Here is a 14,563-nt window from a genome sequence, read left to right as displayed (position 1 = left end):
AATCAACAATCTTCAATCCGTCGATCGGCACTCGCCACTCGTCAATCGTCGATCGCCAATCGCCAATCGCCAATCGCCAATCAGGATTGGACCGTCACAATCCGTTCCCCGCTGGCGGCGACCACCGGCTCGATGAACTGATGGTAGGCATCCTCGTAGCCGCGGTCGACCAGCTCACCGAGGCTGTAATAGCGATCCGACCGCTCGTCGTAGACGCCGCCGAAGTCGAGCGGCCCCACCGGATTGTGCGCCGGCCGTACGACGTAGAGTCCGGCGAACCTCGAGGCCGAGCGCTCGAGCGCGTCCCGCAGGTCGGCGGCTTCGAACGACGCCAGCTGCTCGGCGGCGCGTCCCCGGAAATCGCCGCGCGCGGAGCTGAGCTCGTGCGGCTTCCCTGGAGGCGGTGATGCCGACAGTACCAGGACCTGCTCGACGCCGGCCACCGCGACCTCCTCGAGGAGGCGTTCGAGCGAGCCGGGACGATCGCACAACCGGTGCGTCTCTCCCCGCCATGCGCCCTCGGTGGGAAACCGCAGCAGATGCGGATCGGTCGCCACCGGGGTGGCGAGGTTCGCCGCCAGCGCATCCATGACATGTTCGCGTCCCACGCCGGCGAGATCGACGGCCTCGGCCTGACGCGTGCCGGCGTCGCCGGCGCGGCCGAAGAACCGCTGCCGGTGCCCGTCGGCGAGCAGCGCGAACAGCACGTCCTGGCGGGCGTCCATGTCGTGCGCCACGAGCAGCAGTTCCCGGAAGCCGGGCTGCCCCAGGTTCTCCACCAGCAGCTCCATGTAGCGCCGCCCGAGATCCTTGCGCGGCGGCGCGGCGATCGCCGCCGCGCCGCGAATCAGGTTCCACAACTCGCCGCTCGCCCGGTCGACCAGGAAGCCCGCCGACACCGGCGATCCGAACAGGCGCCACAGCGCGCCGTGCGCGCTGCGCCGCCGCGACGGCGCCCGCCATGCGCTGACCGCGAGCCCGGCGGCCAGCGCGCCGACCGCGACCAGCAGACAGAAGACGACGAAGCGCGGAATGATCGTCGGAAGCGCAGTGGGCGCGAACAGCGTGTCGAGGGTGCGGGCGTAGAACGACGTCACCGCGTTCGACGCGGCGGTCAGGTTGATCAGCCAGAGCGCGACGCCGATCCCGCCGGCGACGACGCCGAGCGCGGAGAGCCCGAGCGGCACCGCGAGGAGCGCCACCGCGATCGCCATCGCCCACGCGGCGATGCGCAGCGGCAGACGCCATCGGTAGGCCTGCGCGATCGCCGCGCTCTTCCACAGTCCCTCGCGATCCCACAGCCGCTGTCCGCCGTCCACGGCGGCGAACATGGCGCCGAGCGCGCCGATGCCGCGGCCGGCGGCGAGATCGATGCGCACCCCCGCTTCGTGGAGCGCGCGCAGCACGCCGGCGTGATACGCGCCGGCGGTACCGGTGCCGGTCAGAACGACGGCGGTGCGGAGACGTGTCGAATACGAGCGGGGGCTGCCGGGCGGGGCGTCGGTGGTGAGCACCGTCAGTCGTGGATCGTGACCAGCTTGGTGATCTCGAACCGCCGTTCCGTGCCGTTGGGGGTCTTCACCACCACTTCGTCCCCCTCTTCCTTGTTGAGCAGGGCGCGGCCGATCGGCGACGCGGTGGAGATGAGCCCGTCCTCGACGCTGGCGTCTTCGGGCATCACGAGCTGGTAGACGATCGTCTGGCCGTCTTCTTCGAGCGTCACCGTCGATCCGAACCCGACCTTGTCGCGCGGAATCCTGTCGAGGTTCATGAGCTGGATCTCGCTGACGCGCTTCTGCAGCAGACTGATGCGCGATTCGACGAGGCGCTGCCGCTCCTTCGCCGCCTGATACTCGGCATTCTCGCGCAGATCGCCGAGCTCCCGCGCGCGCTTGATCTCCCGCGGCAGCTCGGTCTTCAGCTCCCGATCGAGCTGCGCGATCTCGTCCTCGAACTTCTTCAGGATCCGTTCCTTCACCAGGGCGATGTTAGCAGAATCGGGACCCGTGGAATTGACAGTAATATCCAGCAGGATGGAACGGATCAGCAGCCGCCAGAACGCGGTCGTGAAGCGATTCCGCGATCTGGCGCGCCGCGCGCGCGCGGCTGGCGCCGGGGGGCGCGGACACGCGGCGCGCGGCCGCCCGGCCACGGACGTGCTGGACGTGCTCCTCGACGGCGAGCACCTCGTACACGAGGCGCTGGCCTGCGGCGTCGCCGTCGAGATCGCCGCGGTCGCCGAGACGGGGCTTGCCGGCGGACACGGACCGCTCGCCGCCATCGCGCGTGATGTCGGCCGGCGCGGCGGCCGCGTCCTCTCGGTCACCGATCAGGTGCTCGCCGCGATGAGCCCGGTCCAGCATCCCTCCGGCGTCGTCGCGATCGGACGCGCGCGGCCGGCCGATCTGCCGGCGGTGTTCTCGAACGCCGCCCACGTTCCGCTCGTCGTCGTCGCCGCCGGCGTGCAGGACCCGGGCAACGTCGGCGCGATCGTGCGCACCGCCGCGGCCTTCGGCGCCTCCGGCGTGATCGCGCTCGACGGCAGCGCGGACCCGTTCGGATGGAAGGCGCTGCGCGGCGCGATGGGCGGCACGTTTCGGGTGCCGGTCACCGCGCGCGCGCAATTGACCGGCGTGATCGACGCGGCGCGCGGCGCGGGCGTCCACCTGGTCGCGGCCGTTCCGCGGGGCGGCACGCCGCTCCCGGCACTCGACCTGCGGCGTCCCGTCGGCATCGTGCTCGGCGCGGAAGGATCCGGCGTCGACGCCGATACGGTCCGCGCCGTCGGGCAGACCGTCACGATCCCCATGAACGCGGCGGATCGCGGTGCCGGCCCGGCACAGGTCGAATCACTCAACGTGGCGGTCGCCGCCGCCGTCATTCTCTACGAGGCCATGCGGCAGCGCCGCGCATGATGGATCTCTTCGCCGACGACCCACCGCCCGCCCCCGACCCCGGCCGCCCCGCGGTCGATGCCTCCGCGCCGCTCGCCGAGCGGATGCGTCCGCGCACGCTCGACGACATCGTCGGCCAGGAGGCGCTGCTGGCGCCGGGCCGCCCGCTGCGCGAAGCGATCGAGCGCGATCGGCTGCGCTCGATCATCCTGTGGGGCCCGCCCGGGACCGGCAAGACGACGCTGGCGCGGGTGATTGCGAACGCGACGCGCGCGCACTTCATCGCGTTCAGCGCCGTGCTCTCCGGGATCAAGGAGATCCGCGAGGTGATGGCCGAGGCCGAGCAGGCGCGGCGGCGATCCGGCTCCCGCACCATCCTGTTCGTCGACGAGATCCACCGCTTCAACAAGGCGCAGCAGGATGCGTTTCTGCCGCGGGTCGAATCGGGAGACATCGTGTTGATCGGCGCGACGACGGAGAACCCGTCGTTCGAGGTGAATTCGGCGCTGCTGTCCCGCTCCAAGGTGCACGTCCTGAAGCCGCTGACGCGGGACGCGATGCTGACCATCCTGCGCCGCGCGCTCGACGACGCCGAGCGCGGGCTCGGCGCGCAGCACCTCACGGCGACCGACGACGCGCTGACCGGGATCGCGCGGTATGCGAACGGCGACGCCCGCGTCGCGCTGAACATGCTCGAGATGGCCGCCGCGGCCGCGGCCGCAGGCAAGGCGATCGATGCGGCGCTGGTGGCCGATCTCGCGCAGAACCGGTCGCTGCTCTACGACAAGACCGGTGAAGAGCACTACAACCTGATCTCGGCGCTGCACAAATCGATGCGCAACAGCGACCCGGACGCGGCGGTCTACTGGCTGGCGCGGATGGTGGAGTCGGGCGAGGATGCGCTCTACATCGCGCGGCGGCTGGTGAGGTTCGCGTCCGAGGACATCGGCAACGCCGATCCGCAGGCGCTGGCGATCGCGGTCGCGGCAAAGGACGCCGTGCATTTCATCGGCATGCCCGAGGGGAATACCGCGCTCGCGCAGGCGGCGATCTACATGGCGACCGCCCCCAAGAGCAACGCCGTGTACCGGGCGTACAACGAGGCGGCGGAGGCGGCGGCCCGCGAAGTCGCCGAGCCGGTGCCGCTGCACCTCCGCAACGCGCCCACGCGCCTGATGAAGTCGCTCGACTATGGCAAGGACTACAGGTACGCCCATGACGAGGCGGAAGGGATCGCGGCGGACATGACGTGTCTGCCGCCGGCGCACGAGGGGCGAACGTTCTACGAGCCGACCGAGCGCGGCTACGAAGCGGAGATCAGGCGCCGTCTGGCGCAGTGGCGGCGGCGCCGCTGACGCCCGTGCCTCAGCGGATGATGCGGAAGTTGCCGGGCGCGGCGGGTCGCGGATCGAGCTGGACGATGCGCAGCACCGCGCCCCGGCTGTAGTCCACGACGAACAGCTCTCCCAGGGCATCGACGCCGAAGGAACTCACGTTCCCGAGCGGAGAGGTCGCGCGCAGCGCCGCGGTGTGATCGGTGATGTCGCCGAACGTGCCTTCGCGCGACGCCGGATTCACCGTCACCTGCGCCGACCAGACGCGGCCGGTGATGAAGTCGGCGAAGAAGTACCGGCCGTAGAGCGCGCCCATGCGCAGCCCGCGGTAGACATAGCCGCCGGTCACCGACGCCCCGACGGTGTGATCGTACTGGTGCACGGGGTCGGTGAGCGGCAGAAACGACGGATGGAACGCGGGTGCGCCGAGCGTCGGCTCGGACCCTTCCCGCAGCACCCAGCCATAATTGCGCCCGCCGGCGCCCGCCGGCTCGTAGTCGATCTCTTCCCAGCGCCCCTGACCGACGTCACCAATCACGAGCGCGCCGGTGCCGCCTCGCCCCGGATCGTCGAAGGTGTAGCGCCACGGATTGCGGAAGCCAATCGCCCAGATCTCTGGCCGATACGCCGCATTCTGCAGGAACGGATTGTCGGCCGGCACCCGGAATCCGCCGGGGGCGTCGCCCGACACGTCGACGCGCAGCATCTTGCCGAGCAGCGTCGACACGTTCTGCCCGTTGTTCAGCGGATCGTTGGCGCTGCCGCCGTCTCCCATTCCGACGTACAGATACCCGTCAGGCCCGAACGCCAGCCATCCCCCGTTGTGATTCGCGAACGGCTGTTCGATGTAAGGCAGGCCGGTGGACCAGGTGAGCGGCGCCCGCGACGACGGGTCCGCGATCCGCGGGTTCGCCGATCGGGTGTAGCGCGCGACCACGGTATGGCCGTTCAGATCCGTGTAGTTGACGAAGAACCGCCGGGTCGCCGCGGCGTCCGGGGGAAACGCCATGCCGAGCAGCCCGCGCTCGCCGGCGCTGGCCACCGAACCGCGGAGATCGAGGAAGTCCGCGGGTTGGACGACGCCCGCGACCACCGTCCTGATCCGGCCGCGCTGCTCCACCACGAACTGGACGAGCGGATCGGCCGGATCCTGGACGACGGCGACCGGCGCCGTGAAGCCGCTCGCATACGGTTCCAGGCCGAGCGTGGGCGGCGCAGAGACGAGCGGGCTGGAAAACAGCAGCACCGCCGACAGCACCGCCGGCACACAGCGGAAGGCGGATGGCATGAGACCGGCCGTCAGAGCAAGCGTGATGCCGGGGCGCACGACGCCGGGCACGGGCGATCCCGCGCCGGCGCTGACGATTTCGTGCCGCCGCTTACGGAACGCGTATGACGATCAGGGTTGCGTGACGTGGTCCGCCGCGAGCGCGGGGACCTTCCGGAACATCTCGGCGCGCAGCGGGAGGATGAACGAGAAGCGATAGTCCCCCTGCATCCGGCCGATCGGGATCCCGACCAGCTGACCGTCCGCGTTGAGCACGCCGCCGCCCGAGACACCCGGGTGGCCGTCGGTGAGGCACGTGATCAGGTTGTTGGAGGTCTTCTGGCCGACGTAGCCGGTCGAGAGGATGATGCCCTTGGAATAGTCGTTGCCGAGGCGGAAGATCGATTCGGCGAAATCGAAGCCGTAGCCGAGGTTCACGTCGAGCGGCGGGAGGTCGATCGGTTCCTTGACCTTGAGGATGGCCCAGTCGCCCGGATCCACTTCGACCTGCGCGTCGCCGGTGTCGATCACTTTCGCGGCAATCGCCCGGCCCTGATACATGATCTTCACCGACGCGATCCGCCGTGCCGGCGGCTGGTCGCCGAGGGCGACGACGCCGTGCTTGACGGTGACGAAGTAGCCGTTCCCCAGGTACCCGGCCGTGCCGTAGTTGCTCGCGCCGGTCATGTCGTAGGAGTAGAGCTCGACGAAGCTGCGGCGGCGCTCGCGGAGGAGGCTGACGGGCAGCAAACCCATCTCGGCCTTCAATTGCTGTTTGATGTCGGCCACCAGCGCCGCGCGTCCGGCGTCATCCATGGGGGCGCCGGGCGGTTCGATGCGGCCGGACGTGCCCTGCGTTTCGAGACGCTGCCGCTTGAGCGCACCGACCTCGGCGCGAAGCGCCGCAATCTGTGCGAGCTGCTCGTTCTCCGCCTCCGTCGCGCCGCGCGCGGCGATCATGTTGCCGAGACTGAAGAAGATGATGGCTGAAAACGCAAAAATCAGAGTCGGAAGCAGGCCTCGCGGCATACGTACTCCAAGTTCGGCAGCTGCGCACGAACAGCATTGCGTACGGGTTTCCCCGACGCCTTTTTCGCTTGGACTTTCAACTTGCTGGGAGACTGCAGCTTAAACGGACAGCACGCGCCCGTCAAGGGAAGAAATTACATGACGGGGTCAGATGCGCTGAAAGTTCTTCTCAATCTCGCGGCGGGTCAGTCGCAAGACGACCGGCCGCCCGTGCGGGCAAACGCTCGAATAGGCGGTGCGCCGCAGCTCGTCCAGGATGTAGCGCATCTTGTCGAGCGTCAGCGGGTAATTCGCCTTCACCGCCGCATGACACGCCATCGTCGCGGCAATCCGCCGGAGCGCCTCGTCGGCGCCGCTGCCGGCCCCCAGCCCCTCGAGGTCGTTGGCCAGCGCCCGGACGGCCGCCTCGCACTCGCCGGGCGCGAGCAGCGCCGGAACCGCCGACAGCCTGACGCTGTCGCCGCCGAACTCCTCGATCTCGAGTCCGAGCCGTTCGAGCCGCGCGGCGTGCCCCTTGAGCGCTTCGCGCTGCGCCGGCGGCAGGTCCACCACGATCGGCGCCAGCATCCGCTGGCTCTCCAGACGGCCCGACGTGAGCCGCTCCATCAGCTGCTCGAACAGCACGCGCTCGTGCGCAACGTGCTGGTCGATGATCGCCACCCCCTCGTCGTCCACGGCGATGATGAACGTTTCGCGGAACTGGCCTAACGGGATCATTGGCCGGACGGTGAATCCCTCATCCCTGATCGCTGATCCTGAATCCCTAATCACGGATCCTGAATCCTGGATCCCGGGATCCGTGATCCGCGATTCAGGATCCGGGATGAAGGATCCAGGATCAGGGACCAGCGATGAGGGATTCGCCGTGCGCGCCCAGAGTTCCGGGAGCGCCGCCGCGCGCGGCTCGTCGGCTCGCCACGGCGCCGCCGACAGCGTCAGCTCCGGTGCCCGCGGCGTGCCCAGCGCTTCGCCGAGCGCGCGGCGCAGGACCTGGTGGACGAGCGACCCCTCCAGGAACCGCACTTCCGCCTTGGTGGGATGCACGTTGACGTCGACGCGGTCCGGCGCAATCTCGATGAAGAGATGCACCTCGGGGCTGCGCTCCTTGATCGTCGCGACGCTGTAGGCCTCGATGATCGCGTGCGCGATGGTCCGGTCCTTGACGATGCGGCGGTTGACGAAGACGTTCTGCGCGCCGCGGGTCGGGCCATGGTCGCCGAGCGCGGCGGCGAACCCTTCGATGCGAAGCCCCGCGGCGTCCTTTCGCACGTCGACGAGATCCGCGCGCTCGCCGTACAGCTGGAAGAACCGCTCCCGCAGCCCGGCGGCCGGCGGGCATTGCAGCAGCGTCCGCCCCTGCCCCGTCGCGCCGCCGCTGACGAGCGTGAAGCCGACCTCGGGATACCCCAGCGCCATCTGCGTGACCAGCCTGGAGATCTGCGTCGTCTCGGCGGTGTCGGACTTGAGGAACTTGCGCCGCGCCGGCAGGTTGTAGAAGAGATCCGCGACCTCGATCGCCGTTCCCTCCGGCGAGCCGACTTCGCGGATCGAGGCGACGACGCCGGCGTTCACCTTGATCTCGGTTCCGCTCTGAGCCCCCCGCGCGCGCGTGCGCAGCGTGAAGTGCGACACCGATGCGATGCTGGGGAGCGCCTCGCCGCGAAACCCGAGCGTCTGAATCGCGCCGAGATCGTCGGCGTGGCGGATCTTGCTGGTGGCGTGGCGCTCGATGGCGAGCCGCGCATCCTCCGGCTCCATCCCCTCGCCGTCGTCTTCGACGCGAATCAGCTTCTTGCCGCCGAGATCGACCGAGACGGCGATGCGCCGCGCCCCGGCATCGAGGGCGTTCTCGACCAGCTCCTTGACCACCGACGCGGGCCGTTCGACCACTTCGCCGGCGGCGATCTGGTTGGCGAGCTCGGGAGGCAGTCGGGAAATTCGCGGCATATCGGGATTTGGAAATTTGGAAATGTGGAAATCTGGAAGTCTGGAAATCTAAGATTTCCACATTTCCACGTTTCCAGATTTCCACATTTTGCTAGATCCAGCCGCGCCTGCGGAAGTACGCGAGCATCCCGACCGAGAGCCCGATCATCAAGGCCGCGACCCACCAGAACTGCAGCTGCTCGCCGCCGGGCAGATGCGGCAGCGGCACGTTCATGCCCCACATGCCGGTGATCACCGTGAGCGGCATGAACAGCGTCGCGATGATGGTGAGCACCTTCATCACGCTGTTCAACTGGTTCGAGACGATGGCGAGATTGGCGTCGAGCAGGCTGGTGATGCGGTCCTGGAACTGGATCGACTCGTCGGCCAGCCGCACCAGCGCGTCGTGGATGTCGCGCAGGCGGTAGGCGATCGCTTCGTCGATCAGCGAGAACTCGCGCCGGGCCAGACGGCCGATCACGTCGCGCTGCGGCAGGACGACGCGGCGCAGCGACGAGACGTCCTTCTTGAACTCGAGGATGTCGCGGGTCAGGGTCGGCGTGCTGGGCTCGAACACCTGCGCCTCGAGGTCGTCGAGCCGCTCGTTCAGCTCGTCGATCTCCGGCCGGTAGTTGTCGACCATGGCGTCGATGATGCGGTGCATCAGCGCCGCGACCCCCTCCCCCAGGGCGCGGGGATTGCGGCCGCAGACGTCGGCGACGTGCTGAATCGAGCGCGAATCGCCGGTGTGGATGGTGACCAGGTAATTGGGGCCGAGAAAGAAATCGACGTCGTGGGTCTTGAAGCAGTGCTCGGAGCCTTCGAAGTCGATCCGGTGCAGGATCAGATACAGGTACTCGCCGTACGACTCGACCTTCGGATACTGCAGCGCGCTCAGCGCATCCTCGACCGCCAGTTCGTGGAAGTGGAACAGGTCGACGAGGATGCTCTGCCCCTCCTCGGGGGTCGGATTCAGCAGATCGACCCAGATCTTCACGCCGCTCCCGGGGGCGAGCCACGCCGGATCGACCCGATCCGCCGGGCTCGTGGTCCCGTTCGCGTGCGCGAGGATCCGGATCAATGCGTCAGCCTTGTGGCTTGCTCTGCAGCGCCGCCTGTGCCGCGGCGAGCCGCGCCACCGGGACGCGGTAGGGCGAGCAGCTCACGTAGTCGAGCCCGACTCTCTCGAAGAAGTGGATCGACGCCGGATCGCCGCCGTGCTCGCCGCAGATGCCGAGCTTGATGTCGGGGCGCGCGGCGCGTCCCTTCTTCACCGCGATCTCGACCAGCTGGCCGACACCGGTGGCGTCGATGGTCGCGAACGGGTTCTTCTTGACGATCTCGAGCTCCTGATACTGCGGCAGGAACGATCCCGAGTCGTCGCGCGACATCCCCAGGCCGGTCTGCGTCAGGTCGTTGGTGCCGAAGCTGAAGAACTCGGCCGACTGGGCGATCTCGTCGGCGGTCAGCGCGCCGCGCGGGATCTCGATCATGGTGCCGACCATGTAATTCAGCTTCACCTTCCGCTCGGCCTGGACCTCGCGCGCCGCCTTGTGGACGACCTCGATCTGCAGATCGAGTTCCTTCTTGAACCCGACCAGCGGGATCATGATCTCGGGGCGCACCTTGATCCCTTCCTTCTGGACCGCCGCCGCGGCCTCGAAGACGGCGCGCGCCTGCATCTCCGAGATCTCGGGGTAGCCGATGCCGAGGCGGCAGCCGCGGAATCCGAGCATCGGGTTGAACTCGTGCAGCTGCTCGACGCGCTGATGGATGCGCGCCGCCGGCACGCCGATCTTCTTCGCCAGCTCCGCCTGCTGCTCCCTGGTGTGCGGCAGGAACTCGTGCAGCGGCGGATCGAGGAAGCGAATCGTCGCCGGATAGCCCTTCAGGGCGCGGAAGATGCCGGCGAAGTCCTCGCGCTGGTAGGGCAGCAGCTTGGCGAGCGCCGCCTTGCGCGCCTCGACCGTCTCGGCGAGGATCATCTCGCGCATCGCGTCGATGCGATCCCCCTCGAAGAACATGTGCTCGGTCCGCGTGAGGCCGATGCCGACGGCGCCGAACGCGACCGCGTTCGCCGTCTGCTCGGGCGTGTCGGCGTTCGTGCGCACGCTCATCCGCGAGGCATCCGAGCACCACTTCATCAGCTGCTGGAAGTGCTTGAACTTCTCGGTCTTCTTCGCCGCGTCGTCGCCGGAGATCAGGCCGGCGACGATCTCGGACGGCGCGGTCTTCACCTTGCCGGCGTAGACCTTCCCCGCCGTGCCGTCGATCGACATCCAGTCGCCTTCCTTGTAGTTCCTGCCGTCGACCTTGACGGTGCGCCCCTGGTAATCGACTTCGACCGCCGCGGCGCCGCAGACGCAGACCTTGCCCATCTGCCGCGCGACCAGCGCGGCGTGCGACGACACCCCGCCGCGCGCGGTGAGGATCCCCTCGGCCGCGATCATGCCGCGCAGATCCTCGGGCGAGGTCTCGATGCGCACCAGCAGCACCTTCTCGCCCTTGTCGGCGGCGGCGACGGCGCGCTCCGCGTTGAGATAGATCTGCCCGGATGCGGCGCCCGGGCCGGCGGGCAGGCCGGTCGCGATCGCCCTCGCGCTGTCGACTTCCGACGCGTCGAACACCGGCGCGAGCAGCTGGTCGAGCTGATCGGCGGGGTTGCGCATCACCGCCGTCTTCCAGTCGATCAGCTTCTCCTTGTACATGTCCATCGAGAACTTGAGCGCCGCCATCGCGGTGCGCTTGCCGTTGCGCGTCTGCAGCATGTAGACGACGCCGTCCTCGATCGTGAACTCGAAGTCCTGCACGTCCTTGAAGTGCTTCTCGAGCGTCTGGCGGATGCGCTCCAGCTCGGCATACGCCTTCGGCATCTGCCGCTTCAGCTCGGCGACCGGCTCCGGCGTGCGGACGCCGGCGACGACGTCCTCTCCCTGCGCGTTGATGAGGAACTCGCCGTAGAACTCCTTCACGCCGTTGGCGGGATTGCGCGTGAACGCGACCCCGGATCCGGACTCGTCGCCGGTGTTGCCGTAGACCATCGCCTGCACGTTCACCGCGGTGCCCCACTCGGTGGGGATGTTGTACTTGCGCCGGTAGACGATGGCGCGGTCGTTCATCCACGACCCGAACACCGCGCCGACGGCTCCCAGCAGCTGATCCCACGGCGAATCGGGGAACTCCTTGCCGGCGCGCTCCTTCACCAGCCCCTTGAAGCGCTTCACCAGCTCCCGGAGATCGTCGACCGAGAGCTTGGTGTCCTCGACGTCGGTGTGATAGCGCTCGTGCTTGAGGCTGTGGATCACGGTTTCGAACGGCTCGTGATCCTCCTCGGGGCGCTTCTGGACGCCGAGCACGACGTCGCCGTACATCTGCACGAACCGCCGGTAGCAGTCCCAGGCGAAGCGCGGATTGCTGGTCCTGGCCGAGAGCGCCTCGACCGTCTTGTCGTTCAGGCCGAGGTTGAGGATGGTGTCCATCATCCCGGGCATCGAGTCGCGCGCCCCCGAGCGCACCGACACGAGCAGCGGGTTCTTCAGGTCGCCGAACTTCTTGCCGGTCTGCTGCTCGATCGAAGCGATGCCGGCCTCCATCTGGCCGCGCAGCGACGGCGGATAGGCGCGCCGGTTGTCGTAGTAATAGGTGCAGACCTCGGTGGTGATCGTGAACCCGGGCGGGACCGGCAGGCCGATGCGGCACATCTCGGCGAGGTTCGCCCCCTTGCCGCCGAGCAGCGGCTTCATCGTCCCGTTGCCGTCGGTCCTGCGCCCGAACAGGTACACGTACTTGCCCTTCGCTGCCCCGCTGTCCGCCGTCCGTCGTCCGCCGCCCGCCGTGCGGCCGGATGCCTTGCTGCCCTTGCCTTTCGATGCCGACGCCTTCCGCGCGAGTTTCTTGGCCATGTTCTACGACTGCTTCCCTTCCTCGGCTGCCAGTTCCGAGATGTCCGCCAGCTGCAGCGCGAGATCCCGGAGGTCAGCCATCAGTTTCAGACGCGCCGTACGCAACCGCGCATCATCTGCCATCACGAACACTTCAGTAAAGAACCGGTCGACCGCAGGCCGCAGCGACGCGATCTCGGCGAGCGCCCGCCGGTAGTCACGCGCCTGCACCGCCGCCTCGACCCGCGGACGCACCGCGTCCAGCCCTGCGAGCAGCGCCTTCTCGGCCGGCTCGTCGAGCACGCCGCGGTCGAGCGGGGAGTCGGCGTTCAATTCACGCGCGATGTTCTTGACGCGTTTGAAGAGCACCGCCAGAGCGGACAGATCGGCCGATCCTTCGAGCGCCTTCAAAGCCTCGGCAATGCGCCGCGCCCTCAGCGGGTTGTCCGTTCCGCTGGTCGAGACGGCACTGCGGATCACCGGAGCGCTGAAGCCACGCTGCTGCAGCGCGAACCGGATGCGCTCGTGGGCGTTACCCCCGATCACCCCGGCGGGATCCCACGAGTCCGCCACAGGCACCTGCGGCGCCGCCACCGGCGCCAGCGACGAAATCGCGATTTCGCGGTCGATGCCCGTGAGCTCCGGCAGATCCATCAGGATTCTGACCACGCCCTGCATCTGCCGCCGGAGTCCGAACGGATCCCGCGAACCGGTGGCGCGCTCGCCGGCCTTGGTGAGCGCGGCGAAGCTATCGAGCTTGTCGGCGAGCGCCAGTGCCGCCCACGCGACCGCGCCGGCGCCGAGGTCCTTGGCGTGCGGCGGCGCATCCGGCTCCACGCCGATGGGCAGGTACTGGTAGTAAATCGCCTTCCAGACCGGCTCCGGCAGCCCTTCTTCGCGCGCGTAGACGCCGCCCATGATCCCCTGCAGCTCGGGAAACTCGAAGACCATCGCGGTCGCGAGATCCGACTTCGCGAGGCGGGCCGCCCTCGCCGCATGGTCCGCGTGCTCCGCGGCGCCGAACACATCCGCGGCGATCGTCCGCGCCAGCGTCTCGAGGCGATCGGCCTTGTCGCGATAGCTGCCCAGCTTCTTGTGGAAGACGATCGTGTCGAGCCGCTCGCGCCGATCCTCGAGCCTGGTGCCGCGATCCTCGTCCCAGAAGAACTTCGCGTCCCGCAGCCGCGCGGCGACGACGCGCTCGGCGTTCCTCGCAATCAGCCGTTCGTCCGACGGCTGCGTGTTGACGACGGCGAGAAACGCCTCCTTCAGCGCCCCCGACTCGCTCACCACCGGGAAGTAGTGCTGGTGATGCACCAGCGTCGTGGTGAGCACCTCCTGCGGGAGCGCCAGGAACTCGCGGCCGAAGAACCCGGCAACCACACCGGGGTATTCCACCAGATCCGCGACCGTGTCGAGCAACGCCGCGTGCTCGCGCAGATGGACGCGTCCGCCCAGCTTGCGCGCCTTCGCCTCGATCTCCCGCCCGATGCGGTCGCGGCGATCGGCGTGCTCGAGGATGACGAAATGCTCGGGCAGCCGCGCCCGGTAGTCGTCGAAGGTGCGGACTTTCACGGAGCGTCCGGCGCGTCCGCTGGTGGCAAGGAAGCGATGGCCGTAGGTCACCGCGCCCGTGGTGATCTCCTGCACTTGCGCGCCGGCGGCGTTCGGCATCCGCGCGATCGTGAACGGGACGACGCGTCCGCCGTAGAGATACAGCAGCCAGCGGATCGGACGGCCGAACACGAGCTCCCCCTTGCCGTCCTCCAGCATCGCGTCCCAGTGCATCTGCTTGGGGAACGTCAGGTCGCGGAGCAGCGCGCCGAGCAGATCCGGCAGCGCGTCGACGGTACTCTTCCCGCGGAAATGCTTCTTCGCGGCCAGGTACTCGCCTTTGTCGGTCTTCACGCGCTCCAGCGCCTCGAACGCCATCCCCTGCTTCCGGGCAAAGCCGAGGGCGGCCGGCGTCGGGTCGCCGGCGGGGGTGAACGCCGCTGACACCGGCGGACCGGTGACGGTCTCGTCGAGGTCCTCCTGGCGTTCCGGCATGCGGTCGATCCGCGCGGTCAGCCGCCGGGGGGTGCTGAAGCTCTCGACCGGCGCGTCCGGCACCAGCCGCATTTCCTTCAGCCGCGCCTGCAGCTTCTCCCGCAGCTGCGTCGTCAATCCCGGGAGCCAGTCGGCGGGCAGCTCCTCGACGCCGATCTCGAGAAGAAGCTCACGATCCATAGG

At 68.7% G+C, this 14,563-nt stretch carries 10 protein-coding genes; 2 read left to right on the top strand and 8 right to left on the bottom strand.

Annotated elements, in window-relative coordinates; translation table 11 throughout:
• Positions 1-80 precede the first annotated feature (80 nt).
• Complete coding sequence (locus tag VFK57_01490) at positions 81-1,514, bottom strand: patatin-like phospholipase family protein (GenBank protein HET7694353.1); 1,434 nt, start codon at positions 1,512-1,514, stop codon at positions 81-83.
• Between the two features lie 2 nt (positions 1,515-1,516).
• Positions 1,517-1,978, bottom strand: coding sequence for a transcription elongation factor GreA (gene greA / locus VFK57_01485; protein ID HET7694352.1), 462 nt, complete (start codon positions 1,976-1,978; stop codon positions 1,517-1,519).
• 55 nt (positions 1,979-2,033) lie between these two features.
• Here greA and VFK57_01480 point away from each other — a divergent pair, with 55 nt between their 5' ends.
• Together VFK57_01480 and VFK57_01475 are read left to right on the top strand one after the other, a co-directional pair.
• Positions 2,034-2,915 (top strand): RNA methyltransferase, encoded by an 882-nt coding sequence (locus VFK57_01480; GenBank protein ID HET7694351.1) that lies wholly within the window; start codon positions 2,034-2,036, stop codon positions 2,913-2,915.
• On the top strand, positions 2,915-4,249 hold the full coding sequence (locus tag VFK57_01475) for a replication-associated recombination protein A (protein ID HET7694350.1): 1,335 nt from the start codon (positions 2,915-2,917) through the stop codon (positions 4,247-4,249). The genes VFK57_01480 and VFK57_01475 overlap by 1 nt, the downstream gene beginning before the upstream one ends.
• Before the next feature lie 10 nt (positions 4,250-4,259).
• Here the strand turns inward: VFK57_01475 and VFK57_01470 are convergent, their stop codons facing one another.
• The 6 genes from VFK57_01470 to glyS form a co-directional block, all read right to left on the bottom strand.
• Complete coding sequence (locus VFK57_01470) at positions 4,260-5,516, bottom strand: PQQ-dependent sugar dehydrogenase (GenBank protein HET7694349.1); 1,257 nt, start codon at positions 5,514-5,516, stop codon at positions 4,260-4,262.
• A 111-nt stretch (positions 5,517-5,627) separates the two neighbouring features.
• Positions 5,628-6,524, bottom strand: a complete 897-nt coding sequence (locus VFK57_01465; protein ID HET7694348.1) for a serine protease — start codon at positions 6,522-6,524, stop codon at positions 5,628-5,630.
• A gap of 147 nt (positions 6,525-6,671) precedes the next feature.
• A complete protein-coding gene (gene mutL, locus VFK57_01460) occupies positions 6,672-8,471 on the bottom strand; it encodes a DNA mismatch repair endonuclease MutL (protein ID HET7694347.1) in 1,800 nt (599 codons plus the stop codon).
• A 91-nt stretch (positions 8,472-8,562) separates the two neighbouring features.
• Positions 8,563-9,531 carry a magnesium/cobalt transporter CorA gene (gene corA, locus VFK57_01455; GenBank protein HET7694346.1) on the bottom strand — a complete coding sequence of 323 codons (969 nt, stop codon included), beginning with the start codon at positions 9,529-9,531 and terminating at the stop codon, positions 8,563-8,565.
• Positions 9,532-9,535: 4 nt separating this feature from the next.
• Positions 9,536-12,352, bottom strand: a complete 2,817-nt coding sequence (gene ppdK, locus VFK57_01450; GenBank protein HET7694345.1) for a pyruvate, phosphate dikinase — start codon at positions 12,350-12,352, stop codon at positions 9,536-9,538.
• Positions 12,353-12,355: 3 nt separating this feature from the next.
• Positions 12,356-14,560 (bottom strand): glycine--tRNA ligase subunit beta, encoded by a 2,205-nt coding sequence (glyS, locus tag VFK57_01445; GenBank protein ID HET7694344.1) that lies wholly within the window; start codon positions 14,558-14,560, stop codon positions 12,356-12,358.
• Positions 14,561-14,563: the final 3 nt, after the last annotated feature.

The organism is Vicinamibacterales bacterium (assembly GCA_035699745.1).
Lineage (GTDB): Bacteria > Acidobacteriota > Vicinamibacteria > Vicinamibacterales > 2-12-FULL-66-21 > JAICSD01.
Note: the sequence above shows the minus strand (reverse complement) of the source record. Positions and strands in the feature narration are given on the sequence as shown.